The sequence below is a fragment of the Niallia sp. 03133 genome (assembly GCF_052663225.1).
In genome coordinates this window covers 322,768-345,377 of record NZ_JBQTCY010000003.1, presented here as the reverse complement: position 1 = coordinate 345,377, position 22,610 = coordinate 322,768, and the positions used below count along the sequence as shown (strand labels likewise).

Genomic DNA, 22,610 nt, shown 5'->3' with positions numbered 1-22,610 from the left:
CCTCTCTTTTTTAATAGGCCATGCGGTATAACATCTCAATTAAAACAATAACTCCATTTTTCAAATCTTCTGCTTCTGTATATTCTAACGGTGAATGACTAATGCCATTTTTACTTGGAACAAAGAAAAGTGCTGTTGGACAATACGTTCCAAACATTTGAGAATCATGTCCGGCTCCGCTGATCATTTTTCGGTAAGGGATGGACATGTCTTTTAAAATAGCATCCGAAAGACCAATTAGTTCTTGATCCATTTGCACTGGCTTTACATCCACCCATTGTTCTATCTCTAAACCAGCATCTTTTTTTGCACAAAATTCTTCGAAATAAGCAAAGATAGTCCTGCAATATTGCGCTAAAGTCGATTCTTCATGGTGACGCACATCTAATGTAAAAATCACTTCATTTGGAATGACATTTGGAACATTTGGAGAAACTGTCAGCTTGCCAACAGTAGCTACTAAACTATCATCTACTTTTGAGGCTCTATTTAATGCGTATGCTATTAATTCAGAAGCTATATGCATGCTGTCTTTTCGGTAAGACATCGGCGTAGTTCCAGCATGGTTGCTTTCACCAGAAACCTTTATATTAAATCTTCTTTGTCCTACAATATGTGTAGCGATGCCCACGGATTGCTTTTCTTTCTCAAGAACTGCACCTTGTTCGATATGAACTTCAATAAAACTTGCAATATCATCTCGAACCGCTGATTTTCCTGCAGGTGGGAATCCGGCTTGTTTCATCGCTTCATGAAAAGGAATAGAGTTTGCATCACACAAATCTGCACTATCTTCCATATTAAATTTCCCTGTGATCGAACCTGATCCCCAAAATGCTAACGGAAAACGGCTTCCTTCTTCTTCACATAATGAAACAACTTCAATTGTTTTTTTCGGCAATCCATGCTGCTGATATAAATAGTGCACGGCGAGCAAACTTGCAATGATTCCATACGCACCGTCATATTTGCCGCCATCCACCACTGTGTCAATATGAGAACCTGTTAGAATGGCTTTCTCCTGTTCTTCCGTTCCGGGCAATCGACCAAATAAATTCCCTACTCCATCAAAATAGGTTCTTAATCCACATTCATCCATTTTTGTCTTTAATGCAGATTGAGCTGCTTGCCAAACATCATCATATAATAGTCTTGTGACTCCGTCATTTGCTGTTCTGCCGAAATCAGCCAACCATTCTACCCATTTTGCCACCTCAGCTGTTTCCATATTAATTGTTGTTTTCATTCTTATCTCCTCTCGATGAATGATGTTTAAAACCATTTTTATATTCCCTTCCATAAAATCCATCAATTGTTAAGTTTCGTCACATTTATATTCACATAAATAATTTATATTTTCATTGTAATAAGGATATAAATCCAATACATTAGATAAATTGTTAGAATCCTTGATTTTTTTTGTGCAAAATAACTAAAGTAAAGGGTATAATAAAAATACTAACTTAATCTATGTTATTTTTATTAACATGAATGGAGGGGGAAAATGAAGTTAATCGATATCCTTAAAAAGCCTTTATTTCAGAATGTAAAAGTTATTGCAGGAGATTCAGGGCTTGAGAATGAAATTAAAAACATTACGATGATGGATGCACCTGATATTGCCTATTATCTCCATCCCAATGACTTTCTTATTACTACCGCCTATCACTTAAAGGATAATCCAAATAGTATCGTTCAACTCGTAAAAACAATGTATCAACAAAACTGTACGGCATTAGGAATTAAAACAAAACGATTTTTATCCAACATACCGGAAGAAGCACTGCAATTTGCCAATGACAATGGCTTTCCAATAATAGAGATTCCATTGGAAACATCACTTGGAGAAGTTGTAAATGCAACGTTAAATTATATTTTAGAAGAAAGAACTACGGAATTAACGACTGCTTTTGAAGTGCATCGTAAATTCACACAACATATTTTAAAAGGAAAAGGAATCAAAAAGCTTTTGGAGGAATTATCCGATATGATTGGTCAAAAAGTGCTGCTGTTTGATCAGCATTATCAAATCCACTCATCCTCCCTATCAAAATATCCGTTGGAAAATCAAATCTCTGAATTATATTCAAAGGGATATCAGCTTTTATTAGAGAATACGTCACATACTTGTTTTTCCATACGACATACGGAAGAAACAGTCAGTATTTTTCCGGTCCTTACACATATCGGAAAACCAGCCTATTTAGTGATTTTAGGAAATGTTCCAATCTATGATCAAAGTCTCCTTCTAATAATAGAACAGGCAACCAATGTATTATCCTTTGAATTAATGAGAGAAAATACATTAAAGCAATATGCAAGACGTGCAAGAAATGAGTTTTTCCTTCATTTTGTGGAAGGATCTTTTACTTCGAAAGAGGAAATCGAAAATAGAGCAAAAGAATTTAACTTAAAGTGGGATCAGCCAACTATTACCATAGCGGGAAAAATCGATCAAGATGAGAAACAAAAAAGTTTTACTCAACACCATTTAGAAACAGATTACATTTATGAATTCCTGGAAATGGAAGCAACAAAAGCTCCTTTTCCTGTTCATTTATTTCTAAAAGGGGATATGTGCATTCTAGTTATAGAAGCTCCTGAGCAAAGAGGGGATATTGATGTCGCCATTATACCATATCTAAAAGAGCTGCAAGCTTATATTGTCAATATCTTCAAAAGGACCATTTCCTTCGGTATAAGCAATATTGGTCATAATTTGTTCAATATTCCAAATGCATTTAAAGAAGCAGTCAGCGCCATTCATACCGGTCAACTTTCCGGAAGCTTGCAATTTATTCAAGTGCATCGCCCTAAGGATGTTTCGGAAATACTGCGAATTATACCAATGAAGGACTTGCAGGAATTTTATGATCATATCTTTCAAGGTTTTTCCATCCAGCAGCAGGGGGACGAAGAACAAATACTGCTTAATACGTTATCCGTTTATTTAGAAACACACTGCCAAATTTCTGAAACAGCAAAAAGACTATTTGTTCATCGGAATACTGTGATCTATCGATTAGAAAAATGTGAAGAATTATTAGGCAGCAGCCTAAAAGATGCCGACCTAACATTTCATTTGCGATTAGCATTTCGTATAAAATCTATCCTGCATACCAAATAATTGCATATTTTCTCAATATTTAGAAATTGTATACGATATTTTCTAAATATTTTGTTTAGTTTAACCAATGACTTCCAACTCTCCTTCTTTTATTATGTTAATAAAGTTAACTTATTTTGTTAGATGAATTAACATCAGTTAAAAAAGGGGAGATTACAATGAGTAATACGAAAAATGGCGGGATGAAAATATTTTCATTGGGGCTGCAGCATGTTCTTGCTATGTATGCTGGGGCTATACTTGTACCACTGTTAGTTGGTAGAGCATTAAATTTAACAACGGAGCAGCTTGCCTATTTAGTTGCCATTGATTTATTGACATGTGGTATCGCAACATTACTTCAAGCATGGAAAAATAAATACTTGGGGATTGGTCTACCAGTAGTACTTGGAAGTTCCTTTGTTGCTGTTACACCGATGATATCAATTGGTGGTACATATGGAGTTTCTGCTATATACGGAGCCATTATATTTACTGGTCTTTTTATTGTTATCTTTGCCCCTTTATTTAGCAAAATAACAAAGTTATTTCCCCCGGTAGTTATCGGAACAGTTGTTACGATTATTGGATTGTCATTAATTCCAACAGGAATAAAAAACATGGGAGGCGGAGTTGCCAGCAAAGATTTTGGTTCCATAGAGAATCTTTCTCTCTCCTTTGGTGTACTGCTATTTATTTTAATTCTTAATCGATTTGCCAAAGGGTATTTTCAATCATTATCTGTTTTAATTGGCATTATTGTCGGCACAATTGCTGCTGCTATTTTGGGAAAAGTAAATTTTGCTGCTGTTGCAGATGCTAGCTGGTTTCATCTTCCGAAAGCATTTTATTTTGGGACTCCAACATTTGAAGTTGGTCCTATTCTCACCATGTTAATTGTCGGAATTGTTATCATTATTGAATCAACAGGTGTTTTCTTTGCACTTAGCAAAATATGTGATAAGCCATTAGACGAAAAAGATTTAACAAGAGGTTATCGTGCTGAAGGGTTAGCTATTACTCTTGGAGGAATTTTTAACGCATTTCCATATAATACATTTGCACAAAATGTTGGGCTAGTTCAGCTCTCTAAAGTAAAAACAGCAAATGTTGTAGTTGCGGCTGGCGGCATTTTAGTATTTTTAGGACTTATTCCAAAAGTAGCTGCTTTTGCAACAGTTATTCCAACACCTGTTTTAGGAGGAGCAACTGTTGTTATGTTCGGAATGGTTGTTTCTTCAGGAATTAAGATGTTAAGCACGGTTGACTTTACAAATCAGGCTAACTTGCTTATTATCGCTTGTTCTATCGGTATTGGATTAGGAGCCACTGCTGTTCCAGATTTATTTGCACAGCTCCCATCAAGTCTTCGTATTATTGTGAGTGATGGAATTATAACTGGGAGCTTGACTGCCATTTTATTGAATGTATTGTTTAATGCTAAAACAAATAAAAAAAGCGTTAGTGCCTATTCTGATCAACTTAAGGCAGTAGACTAATACGAATAAGATTTAAAAATTATTAGATTAATAAAAACACTAGCGGCGTGATGCTAGTGTTTTTATTCGTTAAGGTTCTTTTCGTAGAGATTGTAGTTATTAATCCACAGCCTTACTACACTTCTCTTTCCGCGGGGCTACGTCTGAGCCGCTCCGTCGTTTAATCAATCCGCTTTATTTGCTTTGACCAACTTTACTCTTGCAACATTTGATTCAACAGCAGCTTTGGCTACTGCTTTAGCTACTGCTTTGGCTACTCGTGGATCAAATGGACTTGGAATTACATATTCTTCATTTAATTCTGTATCTGTTATTAAGTTTGCAATAGCTTCTACTGCAGCCTTTTTCATTTCTTCATTAATATTAGTTGCGCGAACATCCAGTGCTCCTCTGAAAATCCCAGGGAAAGCCAATACATTATTCACTTGGTTTGGATAATCAGAACGACCTGTGCCCACCACTCTTGCACCAGCTTCTTGTGCATCCGCCGGGCTGATTTCAGGAACTGGATTTGCCATTGCAAATATGATTGCATCTGTGCTCATGGACGCCACCATCTCTTTTGTTAATGCTCCAGCAGCAGAAACTCCAATAAATACATCCGCATTTTTCACTACATCGCCTAGTGATCCAGCTTCTTTATTTACGTTGGTGTAGGAAGCAACATCCGCTTTTACTTTATTCATTCCTTCAGGTCTGCCTTCATAAATGGCTCCCTTTGTGTCACACATAATCATATTCGTAACACCATATGAATATAAAAGCTTCGTAATTGCGATACCAGCTGCTCCTGCTCCATTTAAAACAATTTTCAAATCTTTCATTTCTTTTTTCACTATTTTTAGAGCATTTACTAAACCGGCCAATGTAACAATTGCCGTTCCATGCTGGTCATCGTGAAATACCGGAATATCAAGCGCTTCTTTTAATCTTTCTTCAATTTCAAAGCATTGTGGTGCTGCGATATCCTCTAAGTTAATGCCGCCAAATGTTGGTGACAATAATTTAACAGTTTCGACAACCTTGTCTACATCTGTTGTATCAAGCGCAATTGGAAATGCATCAACGCCAGCAAAACTTTTGAATAAAATTGCTTTTCCTTCCATAACAGGCAATGATGCAGCAGCTCCGATATTTCCTAATCCAAGAACAGCTGTACCATTCGTTACAACACCAACCATATTGCCTTTCATTGTATAATCGTATACAGTTTCTGGGTTTTCATAAATAGCTTTACAAGGCTCTGCCACTCCAGGAGAATATGCTAAGCTTAAATCTTGAGCATTTTTCACTTCCACTTTTGCATTCACTTCTAGTTTTCCTTTTTTTTCTTGGTGCATTTGCAATGCTTCTTCTTTTAAAGACATTTTCTTCTCTCCTTTTATTGTTATAAGTAATCATTATTGATTGGATTGTTTAGAAAGGATTATATTACTTGCTATTGCCGTATGGATTCCGCCGAAAAATAAAGATATCCACTCACTTTTCGAAACGTCAATTGACTCTTTATTGTAATAGTTCACCGTTCATCCTGTACGTTAGAGCTAGTCAATGGTCTAATTTGAAAAAATAATACTTTCTTTCCTGAAAATCTCAATGTAAACTTCATACTTATTTTATAAGGGGAAACTATTCTCCTTAAGATGATATAACTAATTAAACAAAAATGAAACGGCTATAGAGAAAAAAATAAGACGAAATTTTGACAAAATATACAAAGGCTGTACCATGTTTTATGATACAGCCTTGACATTACTAATCAGTAATTATTTCATTTATTAGAGGACAACAATATTTTTCTCTTTATCTAATGTAACTAAATGATGGATTCTATCTACAAACAAACCGTTTTCCGCAACGCCTGGAATTTGATTTAACTCTATTTGTAATTCCTTTGGATTTTGAATAGATGAAAAAAAGCAGTCTATAATATAATTTCCGTTATCTGTTACAAATATAGTATCCTCTTTCTGACGAAATGAGGTTGTACATCCTAATTTTTGAATTTGACGCTCCGTTAATTCGGCTCCAAATGGCACTACTTCTACTGGCAAAGGAAAACTGCCAAGTGTTGAAACAACTTTTTTCGAATCAGCAACAACAACAAAAATGTCTGCTGCATTTGCAATAACTTTTTCCCTTAACAAGGCTCCGCCTCCGCCTTTAATGGCATTAAATTGACTGTCCACTTCATCTGCTCCGTCGATCGCCAGATCAATCTTTTCAACCTCTTCAATCCTTAGGAGTGGAATACCAAGCTTTTTTGCCAATATTTCTGTTTGCAAAGAGGTTGCAACCCCTTGAATTTGCAAACCGCTTTTTATTTGTTCTGCAATTTTTACAATCGTATAATAAACTGTCGAACCAGTACCTAACCCAACAATCATGCCATCTTTAATAAATTCAATTGCTGCTTTTTCTCCTACCATTGCTTTTTCGTTCAAGATTCTACCTCCAAATCCAAACCGACTCTATTGTATTTCTACTCTTATTATATTCCTTTTTGGATTTCTATGGGGACAACTTACAGTCTTGAAGGTGAAAAAATAATTGCCTTCCATGTTTCACATGGAAGGAGCAGGATTCAGTAAAAATGGGAATTTGGAATAATATAAAGGTGAAAAGGCAAAAGGATTTATTATTAATTTTCCAAATAAACTTTCACAAGTTTTTCCACTTCCAACATTTTTTCGGCATTTTTTTGATACATTTTTTTGGCTTCTTTATTTTCCGTCTGCAAGGCGTAAATTTCTAAATCTGCCTGAATTTTTTTTATGGTTGCAAGCAGCAGTGGACGTTGTTGAGATTTCGCTAATTTCACTGTATCATCAAAAATATCAATGATTAATTCGCCATAGGAATTCACTTGCCCTAAAAAAACATTTTCTAAAGTAACGTTTAATTTACTCAACTCTACTTGCAGCCAATCCATTGTTTTTCCTGCTTTTTTTAACGGGTCATACAATACATTCCCATCCATAATAATTGTTTGAGGAACCTTATCCTTTGGCATTTTCATGTTCATCGCTTTTGGAGTCAAAGGACGATTTTCCTGCTTGAGCATAACACTTAACATCCCTTTTGGTTCAAGCACTGCATATTCTACTTCTGATAAACTAAATACGTTTTTTTGTCTCAATAGAGTACAAAAATCATCAATTGTATATTTTTCTTTTTTTAAATTCTCTTCCAATAGCTTTCCATCTTCAACTAAAACAGCTCCTGTTCCCTCAATGACATTTCTTAATGTTTTGCTTTTTAACGATATAATATCCGCTAGATAAGAAACAATGCCAAACACAGCTATCCCTAATATCCCATGTGAGATTTTTGAATCTTCACTTAAGATAACTTCCCCCGCAATATCACCAAGCGTTATACCTGCTATGTATTCAAATAATGATAATTGGGATATATGTTTTTTTCCTAAAAGCTTTGTCGTAATAAAAAGAATGAGGACAAATAAAAATGAACGCAGCACTACTTCTAAACCAGATATCATTTTTTATCCGCTCCTTTCATTTAAGATGAGCTGTATTCATTTTCTTCTCTATCCATCGTATATACTCTTAATTGAATATCATTTTTTATCTCCCCAACTAATACCATCGCCTCATGAAAATGCTTTTGTGCCTCTTCTTCCATTGAATTTAGAGCAAATGTAGATAATTGGGATTCCATTCCTTTTAAGCTGGCTAATGTTTGTTTTACACTGGATCCTACTGTCATTTTTTTGTATATCTCCTTTATCAGACGGTATGATTGGCAAAAACCAAACATACCGTTATAAGCATTATTGTTGTGTGTATTGTGGCTCTTCTTGTTCGATTTCTTGAACTCGTGGATTTAAAGTATCAATAACTTGTTGTGTTTGTTTTGCTGCATCTTGATACAACTGTTTTGCAGATTGGTTATCTGTAGCCAAAGCAAATGTCTCTAAGCTGGCCTGTGCACTTTTTAATCCAGCAACTGCTTGTTTTACGTTATTAATTACTGTCATTTTTTCTCCTCCTGTAGATTGTTTTTGCTACCTTTATATCATCTCTTTTCATCATTTTCTTATACAAATAATTAATTAGGAACTTCTTCTAAATCACCAAATTTAAACCATATAAAGTGAACCTTTCCATCAGTGGGGATTTTCTTCATCCCCCACTGATGGTTAGTTGAACTTATCGGACCTTTACGGGCAGTTTTATCCCCCACCTAGCTTCTTCGATTCCTCAGCATCCCCGAAGTGGGGGTTTTACTGCCCGTTAAGAGTGGGATAAAGTGAACCTTTCCATCAGTGGGGATTTTCTTCATCCCCCACTGATGGTTAGTTGAACTTATCGGACCTTTACGGGCAGTTTTATTCCCTTTATTGTGTTGAAATAGAAAATTTAAAAACTACAATGATAAGTAGACATATATGAATGCTAATTGTATTTTTAGGAGGGATTGTACAATGACAGGATTAGTAGCGGTGATTATGTTTTTTTCCATCTGCGTTATTGGCATCATTACGGACCATTTGCAAAAACAATCGAAATTAAAACAAAGCAGGCAACCGAGCAACAGCGTTGATACCAGATAGACCAGATATCTTTTTAGAAGGAATGCATGTTGTATTCATCGGTTCTTCCATGCTTTGTTTAATCGAAGCTTTTATAACAGGATGGAGGTTATTCACTTCTAAAAAAGCAGCAAAAAAACAAGAATCAAAGGCATCTTAGCATCCGGCGTTTTTGTGAATGACAGCCATAATTACTTTTAAAAAAGATAAATGACCATTGTCATATTTTTTTGCTGCAGGCAATAATTCATCTAAAGAAATAAACACCATAATTCCTGCAACTGCTGCATCTATCCACTAGTGACATGAAAGATTTTACATAAAAAAGAAAGACATGGAATCAAAAGAGGTCTTTCTGCTCCTAATAACTATGCTTTGAAACGATATGGGACTGTTGCAACTACAACATTTCTTCTATATAAAAGGTACGTTTTTATAAGTAAACTCGATTGGTTATGAAGTATATTATGCCAGCCTTTTTTTACAATAAACTGTGGTATTACTACAGTTACCCGATAATTTGATTCGCTTGCTTTATGTTCTACTGTATCTATAAATTTTGTTAATGGCTGAATAATGCTTCTATATTGAGAATGTAGAGTTACAAGTCGTATATCAGACTGCCATTTATTCCATTTTTCTTCAAACTGCTTTTCTTCTTCACGGTTAAAAGCAACATAAACAGCAATCACTTTATCTGGATTTAAAGACTTTGCATAATTTAACGAATTTTTAACTACGCGGGTAATCCCAGCTACTGGAACTATGATAACATTTCCAGAAATATCATCCCTTTCTTCCAGGTTTTGAATACGTAATTGTTCTCCAACAGAATCATAATGATTTTTTATTTTATAAAAGAAATACACAATGGGCGGAATAAATACTAAAACCGGCCAAACTTGTAAAAACTTTGTTATAAAAAACATAATGGTTACTATAAAACAAATAAGCGCACCAATGGCATTTATTATTAGTTTATATGTCCATCCAGCTGGTTTCTCACGTAGCCATTTAAAGATCATCCCGGTTTGGGAAAGTGTAAAGGGAATAAAAACTCCTACCGCATATAAAGGTATTAATTGTTCTGTTTTTCCTTGAAACGCGATAATTAGTATGATTGACAGCAATGCCAAGATAATTATCCCGTTAGAATATCCTAAACGATCTCCCCTGACTGTAAACATTCTCGGTATGAACTTATCTTTTGCTAAGTTTACTGCTAATAATGGAAAAGCTGTATAACCAGTATTAGCTGCTAGTATCAGAATTAAAGCAGTGGTCCCCTGGATAAAATAATACATAAAATTTCTCCCAAATATATTTTCTGCAATTTGAGATACCACTGTTACATTTTCTTTAGGAGAAGTTCCATAAAAATAGGCTAAAGAAACTATTCCTGTGAATAGAATCGCAAGTAAAATCCCCATTGCTATTAATGTTTTCGCAGCATTATTAGGTGCGGGATCTTTAAAATTTGGTATTGCGTTCGATATAGCTTCTACACCCGTTAATGCAGAACTTCCAGAAGCAAATGCTCTAAGAAGCAGAAATAAAGTAACCCCTTGAATAGGCGTTCCAATAGGTGAATGTAATTCTGCGGGAACCTTCCCAGTTAAAACTTGAAACATTCCGACACCAATCATAATAAATAAGGCTACTACAAATAGATAGACTGGATATGCAAGTATGGAAGCAGATTCTGTTACTCCTCGTAGATTTAAAATAGTTATAAAAATAACAAAAACTATCGAAATAAGAATATTGTATGAATGTAAAGCTGGAAAAGCTGAGGTAATGGCATCGGTACCAGCAGATACACTTACTGCCACTGTTAAAATATAATCAACTAATAGCGATCCTCCAGCAATCAGTCCAGAATTCACACCTAAATTTTTCATCGATACAACATATGCTCCACCACCGTGGGGATAAGCAAAAATAATTTGACGATAAGATAATATTAATGCAATCAATAAAACTAATACTCCTGCTGCAATGGGCACCGAGTACCAGTAAGCGGCAGTGCCTAGAGTTATAAGGACTAACAAAATTTGCTCAGGTCCATAAGCAACGGAAGATAAAGCATCTGAAGACAAAATGGCTAATGCTTTTGTTTTATTGATTTTTTGTTCCCCTAATTCATTCGATTTAAGGGGCCTGCCAATTAACAATCTTTTAAAAGAAATCATTTTAACACCACCATAGAGAATAATTTACTAATATATTCCCCTATTAAAACAAAATAACACAAAAAATCATAAAAAAGCCTACACGTCCATTTTCGACCTATAGGCTCCAGCTATAAAATGTATTTAATGTATATTAACCTTGTACAAACTTTGAAAAGACTCGATCTAACATACAAAAAACATTGAATTTCATATTTTTAAAATTGATCCTCTCAAATTCCACCAGTATAACTGCAGATTGATATATCAACCTGCAATATCTCTTTTTCTATATCCAATAAATCCAATTAAGGTGACAATCGCAGCTAAAGCGATTAATAACGAAATGGTTAAATAGTTTATCTCATCAACTGGATACTGCGGAATATTGCCAAATGGCGATAATTTCCCCATCCAATCTGGCGCTTGAAGCAGCTTCCCTAAATACACGACAAAAAACGAATAACCTAAATATAGCCATAAAATACTTGTTATCTTTGGAAATAAACCAATAAGCAGTATAGCGAGCCCAATTATTAATTCTTGTTTCCTTTTTTTATTCCCTCCCCCTCTCATCTTCATAAATAAATCGATTACTTCTCCACCTGTCAAATTCGGCCACAAATTGACATCTCGCGGTACATAGTTTTATTAATATATGATGCGGGAATATGCAGAAGAGGGCAATTATATAGAAAGAATCTATATGGAAAAAGCACTTCCTTATTTTTCTAATCTATTTAAAGAAGGCAGAGAAACCAGCTATATGAATAAAAATCTATCAGACGAGGCTATCTTTTTTTTCATTCAAATGTTAAAGGACTCTCTGCAAAAAGAAGATCATTATGCAAAAGCTCTGCCGTTAACAGAAGATATTATGAATATTTTCTTTTATGGGATTATGGGGAAAAGTGAAGAATAATTCACCCTTTACGCTTAGCTACTATGTTTCATCTTAGCAAGCGACCTCGTAATTAAGTTCGAACTAAGAAAAAAGACAGGGCAAGTCTGACTTGTCTCTGTCTTTGCTTTTTGTCTAATGAGGAGCAATTAATACACATAAAAATATGAATCAAGAGCACCAATAAATAATTAGATATCCTTGTACATTTTAGAAGTCAGTTTAAGTTGATACCTCGCTTACGAATAAACACATCTAAAGCACCAGATCCAAGTAAAATACCTCCAATAATAAAAACAAAACCTGTAACCTGTGTCAGCACAATCGTCTCTCCTAAAAATAGAACAGCACCAACTAAAGCAAAGAACGGATTTAAGTTAATAAAAATAGCGGCTTCTGTCACTCCGATTTTCCCAACAGCATAATTATATGCCATATGCCCAAGTGCAGTTGCAACAATAGCAGAGCTAAAGAAAATAAGCCATACACTAGCAGAACCTTTAGTCATGCTTGCTAATCCATTCGGTTCCGTAAATAAACTAATAATAAAAAGACAAATAGAACCGATTACTAACATATACCCTGTCATTAATCGAGGATCTAACGTATCGGATACTTTTTTAATCAGAATAAAGCTAATTGCCTGCGATAAAATGCTAATAAACATATAAAAATCACCAACAGACACACCATTCCATCCATTCGTGCCTTTTAACACGATAAAATACACGCCTAACAAGCCTAAAAAAACTCCAACTATCTTTGAAAAGGTGACCGCACTGCGTAAAAAGACAATTGCTAAAATGGTGGACAATAATGGCCCCATCCCCAAAATAAGACCACCATTTGTTGCAGAAGTATTTTTTAAGCCGATAGATAAAAAATAGTGATGGCCAACGACATTAAATAACGCACCTAAACAAACATACACCCACTCTTTTTTTGTTAACATGCGCACTTTTTTCAAATTAACAAGAATAATAAATACACAAATACCAGCAGTAAAAATGCGCAAAGCAGTCATCGTAGTCGGCATAAAGTTAGCTACCAGTACTTTTGTAGCAATAACATTCATCCCCCATATGGCCATGACACAAAGTAAAATAAAATAAATAGAACTTTTTTTCAAATTGCTCCCCTCTTTTCCACCACATATCATCGCATAAAAAAAGAGGAAAGAACAACCTAAAAATAAGTTAAAACTCTATTTTTGGCAGCCATGGATCAATACTATATGGAGTTTCTGCATTATGCTCTTTTGGCGGTATTTTCTAATTTTGCTAAGTAGACCTCCATGCTAATAGAAATTCGCACCATGGCGCATGAAAAAAGCAGTATCCCTATTTTATAGCACGGAGCAGCCCAGCATATACGAAGACTCCTATGGGATAAGCGGGACAGACGAGACCCCGCAGGAGCCATGCTCCAGGAGGCTCGACGCCCGCCCCATGGAAAGCGAAGTATATGCCGGCTGCGGAACCCTTTTTTCAGGGTAGACTAATTAGTATAAAGTAAACTTCCATCAGTAGGGGTCTTCCTCATCCCCCACTGATGGTTAGTTGCACTTATCGGACCTTTACGGGCAGTTATCCCCCGCCTATCTTCCTCGATTTCTCAGCATCTTGAGGCGGGGGTCTTACTGCCCGTTAAGAGCGGGATAAAGCACAACATTTATCCAGTATCAATTTTTTATAAAGGATGCTTTTCTACGTTCACCATACGAATAGGCTCCCCCTGCAGCTATAGAGAATATATTAATAGCTTTTTTATCCTATTGTTCAGTATTCCTTACCCGTTAAACCTCCCCATTATGATTGTATTATAGTACTTACCGTTAGATAACATTTTGTCCTTTTTGAGAATTCCCTCTATTTCAAAGCCGAATTTTTGATAAAGCTTAATCGCTTTTTCATTGGTTTCTAAAACTGTTAACGTTATTTTCTTCACGTCATTGTCACTGGAGTCCGCCCATTGAATCGATTTTTTCAAAAGACTTGATCCAATCCCATATCCCCAATAAACTTTTAAAACGCAGATTCCAAATTCTACTTTATGAGAGAATCTTCTCAATTGATTTCCTTCACATCTTGAAAATCCAACAATTTTTTCATCAACTTCCGCAACTAAAAATAGGTTTCTAACATTTTCCCGATCATTTTTAATGATTTGTTTAAAGGCCGATTCATCTAGGAATGCCTCGCCTTTTTCTCTGTCTAAATTTTCTGTTTCGCCGTCTATTTGCAATCGTATTTCAGACAAAATTTTCGCATCCATCTCTCTTGCACATCTAATAGAAATCATTGGGTTATTCATAATATACCTCCTAAAAATTTCTAGATATATGGAGATTTCAGGCTGTCTGGAAACGTTCAATTTCTTCATTGTTTCCTCAGATGCACAATCTCTCTAACAGAAAACATTAAGTATTTATATGACATTAGTACATCCAAAGAAAATATCTTGTTATCCTATCGTACCATATTATAAAGTATCAAAAAGGATGAAAGACGCCTTAAACTGATGAAAAAACATCAATGACATTAAAAACTATCTGAAAATTAAAAATAAACTCTTGACAACAGTCACTCTATTTAATTATCATGAGGTTAAGAGGTCAAACCTCTCATTTGGATTCGAGGTGATAATATGAATAATACAGAAAATTTAATGCCCACATTACGCGTGCGGAAGGGAGAAATCTCAGAATTAGTTCTTGTATGCGGTAGTCCAGACCGAGCGAAACTGATTGGTGAGCAGCTGGATGATTCGAAGGAGATTGCTTATTTCCGAGAATATCGCACCATCAATGGGTATTACAAAGGAGTTAAAATTACAGTTTGCAGTCATGGTGTTGGTGCACCAGGTGCAGCGGTATGCTTCGAAGAGTTAATTAAGGCTGGAGCGAAAAAAATCATACGTGTTGGTACAGCTGGTTCTTATCACGAGGATTTACCTCCAGGCAGTCTGATTATTGCTGATTCAGCTGTTCGTGCAGAGGGTTTGACCAAACAGCTAGTTCCAGAAGGCGTTCCAGCAGTGGCAGATTTTAAATTGTTAACCGCTCTTGAAGATACAGCAAAAACAAAAGAAGTTAAATATGGTTTAGGAACTATTGTCACGCTCGACGCATTTTATGCCGGACCATTAGAATTCCCACATATGCTTTATAAAGAATCAGGTGCCTTAGGGGCTGAAATGGAACTAGCTGCTCTATATGTAATTGCCAGGCTTAGAGGTGCTGCAGCTGCAGGTATTTTCGCACTTGATGGGTATGCTTTTGCAGACATGAACAACTACAATCCACACAAAGACTTAGTTCATCAAGCGATTCAGAACGAGATTGATATCGCACTCGATACATTCTTGAAAATTTAACTATTTTTCTTTTTGGACGACAGCCGCTGCTGTAAAATAAATCTTAATGGAATGTCGTTTTAGGAGGAAAGAAAATGAAAGATATTAGTATAGAAAAAAAATCATTATCAACCATTGCATTTAAAAAAATCGTGGACCTTATTGAAACCGATGTTTTTGCAATCGGAGAAAAACTGGATGCAGAACAAAAACTTGCAAACAAACTGAATATAAGTCGACCCGTTCTACGTGAAGCACTGCAGCGTTTAGAATTAGAAGGCTACATCACAAGAAAGCACGGTGTAGGTACATTCGTGCTTTCGAAAGCTCCGGTTTTATCAAGCGGTATTGAAAAACTAGATAGTGTGACGGAACTGGTTGGCGCACAGAACTATCAGGTAGGGACAATCGCCGTGACAAAACCTCAGTTATGCAATCATCCGCCTATTAAAAAACAGCTGCGCATGAGTGAAAATGAGAAATTGTATGCTTTTGAACGGATTCGGACTGCAGATAAAAAGCCGTTTGCTCTGGATAAAATCTATATGCCAGAACGTCTTATGATGAATAAGACGTTTACAGGAGATGCAGAGCAGTCTATTTTAGATTATTTAAGACAGGTTCATTCCATTGAGATTTTCAGTTCCCAGTGTAATATCTTTGCTGAAAATGCTTCAGCCGAAATTGCTGGGAAACTTGGCGTTATTGAAAATGAGGCGCTGCAAGTACTGGAACAAGCCTTTTACGATAATACAAATCAACCTGTGTTTTACGGTAAAAGTTATATTGCAAGCAACATCATGAAATTCAACTTGGTCCGCAGAAGATAAGGTGAAATAGAACATGTATCCAACGTTGCAGGAAGTAGTTCATGCAAACGCACTAAAAGCTTTTCGTACAGGCCTAATGGCAGGTACAAGTGGTAACTTTAGTGCGTTTGACAGAGATCTTGGTGTAATGGCCATAACGCCAAGCGGTATTGACTACGAAACAATGAAGCCCGAAGATATTACTATACTAGATTTGCAAGGGAATTGCATCGAAGGAAAATTTCCCCCTTCTTCAGAGTGGCAGATGCATCTTACGATCTATGAAACAATGCCAGAAGTAGCAGGAGTTGCCCATACCCATGCTCCCTATGCCACAGCTTTTGCTGTTTTGAATCAGCCAATTCCTGTTGTTTTGATTGAAATGGTTCTTTTAGGAGGGACAATTCCAGTGGCCCCGTTTGCCCTCCCAGGTTCACTAGAGCTTGGCGAAAAAGTGGTTGCTACTTTAAAGAAAAATCAAACTTCAGCTTGTCTGCTGGAGAATCATGGTACGCTTACAATTGGAGCAACACTTGAATCAGCTTGCGAAAAATCTGTATATTTAGAAGATTCTGCAAAAATATATCATTTTGCCAAATCGGTAGGGGAGGTCCAGCTTGTCAGTGAAAGGGCCGTTCAGGAAATGAAGCAGAAAATGGCTCTTTGATAAAGTGAACCTTTCCATCAGTGGGGGTTTCTTCATCCCCCACTGATGGAAAGCTTGCGTTCCACAGGATGTGTGGATCACACAAACGTTGCCACATGAAGTGGCGACCTTAGTTTGTGTACCTCTTATCGGCTTTACGGGCAGTTATCCCCCACCTAGCTTCTTCGATTCCTCAGCATCTTGAGGTGGGGGTCTTACTGCTGCCCGTTAAGAGTGGGATAAAGTACTAATATAGGGAGTTAATCAAATGAAAACTATTGAATCTGTAACTTATGATGGTTCAAAAATTATATTACTAGATCAGACCAAATTACCGAACGAAGAAGTTTATTTGGAAGTTGAAGACCTAAAAGATTTGTGGGATGCCATTTTTGAACTAAAAGTCCGTGGTGCACCAGCAATTGGAATTGCAGCCGCATTCGGGTTGGCTCTTTTTTCCAATCAACTGAAGACGGATAACAGCTTGACTTTTGTTAAACAGTGTCGAGAAATTTCAGAAACGCTCGCAAGTTCCAGACCGACAGCAGTTAACTTATTCTGGGCACTCCGCCGAATGGAAACAATTCTTGATGAATCAAAATCCGTATCAGAACTAAAAAGTCTACTGGATAAAGAAGCACATGCTATTAAAGCGGATGATGCGGACATTTGCAAAACAATCGGTCAATACGGATTGACATTATTAAAAGATGGGATGACACTTCTTACTCACTGTAACGCTGGTGGCATTGCAACTGCAAATAAATACGGAACAGCGCTTGCGCCTATATACCTTGCTAAAGAAAAAGGGATGAATATTCACGTTTTTGCTGATGAAACAAGACCGTTATTACAAGGAGCCAGGCTTACAACATGGGAACTTTTGCAGGCTGATATCGACGTGACCCTCATTACTGACAGCATGGCTGCAATGGTTATGAGGCAAGGGAAAATAGATGCTGTCATTGTAGGGTGTGACCGGATTGCAGCAAACGGGGATACAGCGAATAAAATTGGAACTTACGGATTAGCTGTTTTAGCAGAAAAACATGGAATTCCGTTCTACGTAGCAAGTCCGCTATCTACCATCGATTTGGAAACAAAAACAGGGGAAACTATTCCGATTGAGGAACGAAAAGCAGAAGAAATTACAGAAGGTTTTGGTAAACGCACCGCACCTGAAGATGATGTTATGGTGTATAACCCAGCGTTTGATGTTACGCCGAACGAGCTCATCACTGCCATTATTACCGAAAAAGGGATTGTCCATGCACCATATGAAAAAAATTTGAAACAGCTTTTTAAATAAAACGACTTAAACAAGGGGGACATCATGAACTTATATCTGATTGTCAATATTATTGGAGTTGCTGCTTTTATCGGTTTTGCATTTCTTTTTTCAAATAGCAAGAAAAATATCCAATGGAAATCTATAGGGATTTTAGTAGTCTTTAATGTATTTCTTACTTGGTTTTTAATAGTGTTTCCAATTGGAAGATGGATTATTAGCCAAATTGCCGTTGGGTTCAACTGGTTGATGGAGACGGCCTTCTCTGGTATTGGTTTTGCTTTTGCCAGCATGGTACATGTAAAAAATATGGATGTTGTATTTAGTGCCCTCATGCCGATTCTGTTGATTGTGCCGCTTTTTGATATCTTAACTTATTTCGGAATTTTACCGAAAATTATTCATGGCCTAGGTTGGGCACTTTCCAAATTAACTGGGCGACCTAAATTTGAGTCCTTCTTTGCTATTGAAATGATGTTCCTTGGCAATACTGAAGCACTCGCAGTTTCAAGTGGCCAGCTTAAGTCTATGAGTTCAGAGCGGCTATTTACCATTTCCTTGATGTCGATGAGCTGTGTATCTGCAGCAATTATTGGTGTTTATACACAAATGATTCCTTCACAGTTTGTTCTGACAGCTATTCCACTTAATATTATTAATACGATTATCATCACTAGTATTTTAAATCCAGTAAAAGTGCTGAAAGAGGAAGATGTGATATTCGAACTGAAAAAAGAAGAAAAGCCACCGTTTTTCTCTTTTCTTGGAGATTCCATTTTAGGAGCGGGGAAACTGATTTTCATTATTACGGCAATGCTGATTTCATTTATAGCACTTGCTGCGTTGCTTGACAAAATTTTACAAATTTTCGCTTCCTGGTTGACTCTTAGCAGTATTCTTGGGACAGTGATGATGCCGTTTTCTCTTCTGCTCGGTTTGCCGATTGATGAAGCTTTTAAGACTGCCCAATATATGGGAACGAAGCTTGTCACCAATGAATTTGTCGTGATGGCTGATATTATGCCAAAGTTAAGCACTTTTCCACCACACATGAAAGCTGTCTTATGTACTTTCCTTGTTTCTTTTACCAACTTTTCAACCATTGGTATGGTCCTCGGTTGTTTCAATGGGATTGTTAGTAAAGAAAAAGCAAATTATTTATCACGCGGTGTTTGGATGATGATTCTTTCAGGGACGCTAGTTTCACTTATGAGTGCAGCTCTTGTTGGTTTGTTTGTCTGGTAAGTAAATGTTTAGTATTACGCTATGTTTACTAAGGTTTAGATAAGCTAATATGAAACTAAAAACAGTGGGGTTTTCTTCCTTCCCCTACTGTTTAGTACGTTTCGATCTGCAGGAAGTAAGCAATTAATCATTACTAGGAGGAACAATTATAGTGAATACGAGATTTTACAATGGCTATGTATTATCAATGAAAAAAAACATGGAGGTGACTTTTGGTGAAGTATGGGTAGAAGGTCCTACTATTTCCTATGTTGGACCTAGCAAAGAATGCTCCATAGTGTGGGATCGCGAAATTGATTTAAATCATAATTTGATAATGCCTGGATTTAAGAATGCTCACACACATTCAGCAATGACTTGCTTAAGGTCTATGGCAGATGATAAACCATTAAAAACTTGGTTGGAAGAAAGTATTTTTCCTATGGAAGCTAAATTGACTAAAGATGATATCTATCATTTATCTAAGTTGGCCATTTTAGAATATCTAACTAGTGGAATTACAGCAAATTTTGATATGTATTTTTACCCAGAAAGTATTGCTCAAGCATCTTATGATTGCGGTATGCGTACTGTCATATTAGGTGGATTAAACGATTTTGTGCAAAGTCCAAGTGAGATAGAAGAAAATTATCTAAATTTAAACAAGAATAATCGATACAACGGTTTAATAACGTATGAGATGGGTTTTCATGCTGAATATACCACCTCCCATAGCATATTACAGGAGCTGTCTATCATTGCTAAAAAGCATAAAGCTCCAGTATACACTCATATTTCTGAAACGAAACAAGAAGTGGAAGAGTGTATAAAAAGACATAGCATGACTCCTGCAGTATATTTGAACAGTTTAGGATTATTCGATTATGGTGGTGGTGGATTTCACGGAGTCTACTTAACAAAAGAAGACATTCACGTATTTAAAGAGAAGAAACTATCCCTTGTTCTAAATTGTAGTGCTAATTTAAAATTAGCAAGCGGAATAGCTCCAATTAATGATTTTATCGCAGCAGGACTAAATATTGGGGTGGGAACAGATGGACCAGCAAGCAACAACAGCTTAGATATGTTCAAAGAGATGTTTTTAGTGAGCGGATTAGGAAAGGTACAGTCTGATCCATCATCAGTTTGTGGCAGTGAAGTATTAGCCATGGCTACACGTGGAAGCGCGAAAGCTATGAATTTAGAAAATTGCGACTCCCTTTCAAAGGGGAAATTAGCAGATTTAATTGTTATTGATATGCATAAACCAAACATGCAACCCGTAAATCATATTGTAAACAACATCGTGTATAGTGGAAGTAAAGATAACATTAAATTAACAATGATTAATGGAGAAATATTATATGAGAATGGCGAATTTTCACGTTTTAGTACAGAAGAGGTCGAAGAGATTTATCGAAAATCGAACCAAATTGTTAATAGAATTAGAAACACATAATAATTCATACTAATATTGTAGTAATTCAATATTCATTAAATAATAACTAATTAGGTTTCTTTTAAGGAGTTAAAAATCAAAATAGAAAAGGCTGAACCGATTATGAGAAAAAAAAGAACAATGATAGAATTAGTAAGCATACTATTAATAAGCGTTTTATTTATCTCAGGTTGTACTAAAACCGTTAATGATTATGGACAACAACAGACAAAAGACACAGTTACGGTTAAATCAGAAGAAAATTCAAGTGATAGCCTTAAGGATTCAGAAGAATACTTAGAACAGTTTTTTGATGTAAAGTTTGAAGAAAATGTAACAAAAGAAGATGTGAATACAGGAATAAAAAAGGTATTTGGAGAAAAAGCCCCCACTATTAACAAAGACTTAAATGGATTGACTTTTATTAAAGCACTCAACCAAGCAAGCGGCTTTAAAGAGTTATCTTTAACTTATAGTGACAAAAAGGTTAAAGATAGCTTGCAAAAAGCGGAGATAAATAAAAAAATGGATAGTAATTCAGCTAAATATGTTGCTTCTTCGATAGATACTAAGTTATTAGATGCTGCTACTGTAAAAGAACTTGTTTCTGTAAATAAAATTACCTCTGATATTGCTACTACAAGCTTTATGGAAGCAGTCAATAACAGCGGTCTCGGAAGGAATTTCCTCGGTTATTCAAACGATTCAACTATTTATCGAAAAATAGATGATAGTTGGAAATCTTTTATTTTATACAACGATAAAGAATTGTCTCCATTTGGTGCAAAACTTGTTAAAAATAATATTATTACTGGGTATAACTTAAAATTAAACTCCTATAACCCACACTTTTTACCGGAAAAAACGATAACTTATGGACACAATAATATTAACCATGCAATCCAATTAATAGGACTGCTAAATAGTGAAAATTTAATAGCTAAGGTGCAACTCGAACCAAAAGTTTCTATTTTTAAATATTTACCAGAATGGGGTCCAATTAACGAATCAACACCGATGTATAGGGTAGATAAGGTGGATGGCTTACTATTAGCAAATGCGGTAGAATACGACTTATCCTTAGAATTTTCCTCTATAAAAGATTTGGAAAAATTTGATCAAGTTATAGATACATATGCTAAGAGAAATAAAGAAAATAAAGGAAAGGGTTTAATTACTACCTCGTGGTGGCAGCCATTCCTTTTAACCTCTAATGATAAAATGCCTAAGGATCGTTTCTTTGAAGTATATGAAGCTAGTGCATCAAATGAACTGTATTCATGGAGAACTGTACTCTTAAAAGCTGATAAGGATAAAATGGAGAATAAATTGAAAGAAGTAAGTGATTTTGCTAAAACAAAAATGGAAAAACAGTATACTAATTTAGCCTTTTTTCATTATTTGCAAGGAAAAGATTATGAATAATCAGAATATTTTTTCGGTGCAAAGGTTGTATTTATTTTGAAAGATATATAGATTCCTCATTTAATTTCGGACTGTCAACAACCCCAACTTAAACATTTTAGTTGGGGTTGTCTGTATTTGATAAAGTAAACTTCCATCAGTTGGGGTTTTTCTTCATCCCCCACTGATGGTTAGTTACCCTTATCGGACCTTTA

Annotated in this window: 22 protein-coding genes and 1 pseudogene; 12 read left to right on the top strand and 11 right to left on the bottom strand. The window is 35.8% G+C overall.

The genetic code is table 11. From position 1 onward, the window contains the following. Nucleotides 1–10: 10 nt before the first annotated feature. Nucleotides 11–1,246, bottom strand: a complete 1,236-nt coding sequence (allC, locus tag ACTYBU_RS06195; RefSeq protein ID WP_445488035.1) for an allantoate deiminase — start codon at nucleotides 1,244–1,246, stop codon at nucleotides 11–13. A 258-nt stretch (nucleotides 1,247–1,504) separates the two neighbouring features. Here allC and ACTYBU_RS06190 point away from each other — a divergent pair, with 258 nt between their 5' ends. Beyond that, nucleotides 1,505–3,127 (top strand): PucR family transcriptional regulator, encoded by a 1,623-nt coding sequence (locus tag ACTYBU_RS06190; RefSeq protein ID WP_445488033.1) that lies wholly within the window; start codon nucleotides 1,505–1,507, stop codon nucleotides 3,125–3,127. A gap of 158 nt (nucleotides 3,128–3,285) precedes the next feature. Continuing rightward, nucleotides 3,286–4,605, top strand: coding sequence for a nucleobase:cation symporter-2 family protein (locus ACTYBU_RS06185; protein WP_445488032.1), 1,320 nt, complete (start codon nucleotides 3,286–3,288; stop codon nucleotides 4,603–4,605). Nucleotides 4,606–4,769: 164 nt separating this feature from the next. Here ACTYBU_RS06185 and ACTYBU_RS06180 read toward each other — a convergent pair whose 3' ends face one another. From ACTYBU_RS06180 to ACTYBU_RS06155, 6 genes are all read right to left on the bottom strand, one after another. Then, a complete protein-coding gene (locus ACTYBU_RS06180) occupies nucleotides 4,770–5,972 on the bottom strand; it encodes an NAD(P)-dependent malic enzyme (RefSeq protein ID WP_445488030.1) in 1,203 nt (400 codons plus the stop codon). A 33-nt stretch (nucleotides 5,973–6,005) separates the two neighbouring features. Next, entirely contained in the window at nucleotides 6,006–6,128 is a 123-nt protein-coding gene (locus ACTYBU_RS06175; protein ID WP_445488029.1) for a hypothetical protein, read from the bottom strand. A 255-nt stretch (nucleotides 6,129–6,383) separates the two neighbouring features. Further along, entirely contained in the window at nucleotides 6,384–7,049 is a 666-nt protein-coding gene (gene rpiA / locus ACTYBU_RS06170; protein WP_445488028.1) for a ribose-5-phosphate isomerase RpiA, read from the bottom strand. A gap of 197 nt (nucleotides 7,050–7,246) precedes the next feature. Beyond that, nucleotides 7,247–8,107, bottom strand: a complete 861-nt coding sequence (locus ACTYBU_RS06165) for a DUF421 domain-containing protein (RefSeq protein WP_445488027.1) — start codon at nucleotides 8,105–8,107, stop codon at nucleotides 7,247–7,249. A 20-nt stretch (nucleotides 8,108–8,127) separates the two neighbouring features. Next, nucleotides 8,128–8,334: a DUF1657 domain-containing protein gene (locus ACTYBU_RS06160; protein ID WP_445488025.1), complete on the bottom strand. Its 207-nt coding sequence runs from the start codon at nucleotides 8,332–8,334 to the stop codon at nucleotides 8,128–8,130. Nucleotides 8,335–8,398: 64 nt separating this feature from the next. Then, nucleotides 8,399–8,605, bottom strand: a complete 207-nt coding sequence (locus tag ACTYBU_RS06155; protein WP_445488023.1) for a DUF1657 domain-containing protein — start codon at nucleotides 8,603–8,605, stop codon at nucleotides 8,399–8,401. A gap of 447 nt (nucleotides 8,606–9,052) precedes the next feature. On the opposite strand from ACTYBU_RS06155, the gene ACTYBU_RS06150 reads away from it, so the two are divergent. Continuing rightward, nucleotides 9,053–9,181, top strand: coding sequence for a hypothetical protein (locus ACTYBU_RS06150; protein ID WP_445488022.1), 129 nt, complete (start codon nucleotides 9,053–9,055; stop codon nucleotides 9,179–9,181). Beyond that, nucleotides 9,168–9,320, top strand: coding sequence for a hypothetical protein (locus tag ACTYBU_RS06145; RefSeq protein WP_445488020.1), 153 nt, complete (start codon nucleotides 9,168–9,170; stop codon nucleotides 9,318–9,320). Before ACTYBU_RS06150 ends, ACTYBU_RS06145 begins: the two co-directional genes overlap by 14 nt. Nucleotides 9,321–9,528: 208 nt before the next feature. Here ACTYBU_RS06145 and ACTYBU_RS06140 read toward each other — a convergent pair whose 3' ends face one another. Next, nucleotides 9,529–11,352 carry an APC family permease gene (locus tag ACTYBU_RS06140; protein ID WP_445488019.1) on the bottom strand — a complete coding sequence of 608 codons (1,824 nt, stop codon included), beginning with the start codon at nucleotides 11,350–11,352 and terminating at the stop codon, nucleotides 9,529–9,531. 513 nt (nucleotides 11,353–11,865) lie between these two features. Continuing rightward, a pseudogene (locus tag ACTYBU_RS06135) lies at nucleotides 11,866–11,976 on the bottom strand (ABC transporter ATP-binding protein); the annotation flags it as partial. Nucleotides 11,977–11,989: 13 nt separating this feature from the next. Between ACTYBU_RS06135 and ACTYBU_RS06130 the strand changes: the two are divergent. Beyond that, the gene (locus ACTYBU_RS06130) at nucleotides 11,990–12,253 is read left to right on the top strand and encodes a hypothetical protein (RefSeq protein WP_445488018.1); all 264 of its coding nucleotides are present in this window, start codon (nucleotides 11,990–11,992) and stop codon (nucleotides 12,251–12,253) included. 196 nt (nucleotides 12,254–12,449) lie between these two features. Here the strand turns inward: ACTYBU_RS06130 and ACTYBU_RS06125 are convergent, their stop codons facing one another. Both ACTYBU_RS06125 and ACTYBU_RS06120 read right to left on the bottom strand, forming a co-directional pair. Continuing rightward, nucleotides 12,450–13,361 carry a DMT family transporter gene (locus tag ACTYBU_RS06125; RefSeq protein WP_445488016.1) on the bottom strand — a complete coding sequence of 304 codons (912 nt, stop codon included), beginning with the start codon at nucleotides 13,359–13,361 and terminating at the stop codon, nucleotides 12,450–12,452. Between the two features lie 659 nt (nucleotides 13,362–14,020). Continuing rightward, entirely contained in the window at nucleotides 14,021–14,545 is a 525-nt protein-coding gene (locus tag ACTYBU_RS06120; RefSeq protein WP_445488014.1) for a GNAT family N-acetyltransferase, read from the bottom strand. 354 nt (nucleotides 14,546–14,899) lie between these two features. On the opposite strand from ACTYBU_RS06120, the gene ACTYBU_RS06115 reads away from it, so the two are divergent. The 7 genes from ACTYBU_RS06115 to ACTYBU_RS06085 all read left to right on the top strand — a co-directional run bounded on the left by ACTYBU_RS06115 (nucleotide 14,900) and on the right by ACTYBU_RS06085 (nucleotide 22,416). After that, the gene (locus tag ACTYBU_RS06115; protein ID WP_445488012.1) at nucleotides 14,900–15,607 is read left to right on the top strand and encodes a nucleoside phosphorylase; all 708 of its coding nucleotides are present in this window, start codon (nucleotides 14,900–14,902) and stop codon (nucleotides 15,605–15,607) included. Between the two features lie 74 nt (nucleotides 15,608–15,681). Beyond that, a complete protein-coding gene (locus tag ACTYBU_RS06110) occupies nucleotides 15,682–16,416 on the top strand; it encodes a GntR family transcriptional regulator (protein ID WP_445488011.1) in 735 nt (244 codons plus the stop codon). Between the two features lie 13 nt (nucleotides 16,417–16,429). Next, a complete protein-coding gene (locus tag ACTYBU_RS06105; RefSeq protein WP_445488009.1) occupies nucleotides 16,430–17,062 on the top strand; it encodes a class II aldolase/adducin family protein in 633 nt (210 codons plus the stop codon). Nucleotides 17,063–17,309: 247 nt separating this feature from the next. Continuing rightward, nucleotides 17,310–18,350: an S-methyl-5-thioribose-1-phosphate isomerase gene (gene mtnA / locus ACTYBU_RS06100; protein WP_445488007.1), complete on the top strand. Its 1,041-nt coding sequence runs from the start codon at nucleotides 17,310–17,312 to the stop codon at nucleotides 18,348–18,350. A 24-nt stretch (nucleotides 18,351–18,374) separates the two neighbouring features. After that, complete coding sequence (locus ACTYBU_RS06095) at nucleotides 18,375–19,574, top strand: NupC/NupG family nucleoside CNT transporter (protein ID WP_445488006.1); 1,200 nt, start codon at nucleotides 18,375–18,377, stop codon at nucleotides 19,572–19,574. A 151-nt stretch (nucleotides 19,575–19,725) separates the two neighbouring features. After that, nucleotides 19,726–21,012, top strand: a complete 1,287-nt coding sequence (locus ACTYBU_RS06090; RefSeq protein ID WP_445488005.1) for an amidohydrolase — start codon at nucleotides 19,726–19,728, stop codon at nucleotides 21,010–21,012. Nucleotides 21,013–21,132: 120 nt separating this feature from the next. Continuing rightward, complete coding sequence (locus ACTYBU_RS06085) at nucleotides 21,133–22,416, top strand: hypothetical protein (protein WP_445488003.1); 1,284 nt, start codon at nucleotides 21,133–21,135, stop codon at nucleotides 22,414–22,416. Nucleotides 22,417–22,610 lie beyond the last annotated feature (194 nt).

Excerpts from the sequence above, each read along its gene's own strand:
- allC (WP_445488035.1), bottom strand. The coding sequence starts at position 1,246 with ATGAAAACAACAATTAATATGGAAACAGCTGAGGTGGCAAAATGGGTA.
- ACTYBU_RS06190 (WP_445488033.1), top strand. The coding sequence starts at position 1,505 with ATGAAGTTAATCGATATCCTTAAAAAGCCTTTATTTCAGAATGTAAAA.
- ACTYBU_RS06185 (WP_445488032.1), top strand. The coding sequence starts at position 3,286 with ATGAGTAATACGAAAAATGGCGGGATGAAAATATTTTCATTGGGGCTG.
- ACTYBU_RS06180 (WP_445488030.1), bottom strand. The coding sequence starts at position 5,972 with ATGTCTTTAAAAGAAGAAGCATTGCAAATGCACCAAGAAAAAAAAGGA.
- ACTYBU_RS06165 (WP_445488027.1), bottom strand. The coding sequence starts at position 8,107 with ATGATATCTGGTTTAGAAGTAGTGCTGCGTTCATTTTTATTTGTCCTC.
- ACTYBU_RS06160 (WP_445488025.1), bottom strand. The coding sequence starts at position 8,334 with ATGACAGTAGGATCCAGTGTAAAACAAACATTAGCCAGCTTAAAAGGA.
- ACTYBU_RS06155 (WP_445488023.1), bottom strand. The coding sequence starts at position 8,605 with ATGACAGTAATTAATAACGTAAAACAAGCAGTTGCTGGATTAAAAAGT.
- ACTYBU_RS06150 (WP_445488022.1), top strand. The coding sequence starts at position 9,053 with ATGACAGGATTAGTAGCGGTGATTATGTTTTTTTCCATCTGCGTTATT.
- ACTYBU_RS06140 (WP_445488019.1), bottom strand. The coding sequence starts at position 11,352 with ATGATTTCTTTTAAAAGATTGTTAATTGGCAGGCCCCTTAAATCGAAT.
- ACTYBU_RS06130 (WP_445488018.1), top strand. The coding sequence starts at position 11,990 with ATGATGCGGGAATATGCAGAAGAGGGCAATTATATAGAAAGAATCTAT.
- ACTYBU_RS06120 (WP_445488014.1), bottom strand. The coding sequence starts at position 14,545 with ATGAATAACCCAATGATTTCTATTAGATGTGCAAGAGAGATGGATGCG.
- ACTYBU_RS06115 (WP_445488012.1), top strand. The coding sequence starts at position 14,900 with ATGCCCACATTACGCGTGCGGAAGGGAGAAATCTCAGAATTAGTTCTT.
- ACTYBU_RS06110 (WP_445488011.1), top strand. The coding sequence starts at position 15,682 with ATGAAAGATATTAGTATAGAAAAAAAATCATTATCAACCATTGCATTT.
- ACTYBU_RS06105 (WP_445488009.1), top strand. The coding sequence starts at position 16,430 with ATGTATCCAACGTTGCAGGAAGTAGTTCATGCAAACGCACTAAAAGCT.
- mtnA (WP_445488007.1), top strand. The coding sequence starts at position 17,310 with ATGAAAACTATTGAATCTGTAACTTATGATGGTTCAAAAATTATATTA.
- ACTYBU_RS06095 (WP_445488006.1), top strand. The coding sequence starts at position 18,375 with ATGAACTTATATCTGATTGTCAATATTATTGGAGTTGCTGCTTTTATC.
- ACTYBU_RS06085 (WP_445488003.1), top strand. The coding sequence starts at position 21,133 with ATGATAGAATTAGTAAGCATACTATTAATAAGCGTTTTATTTATCTCA.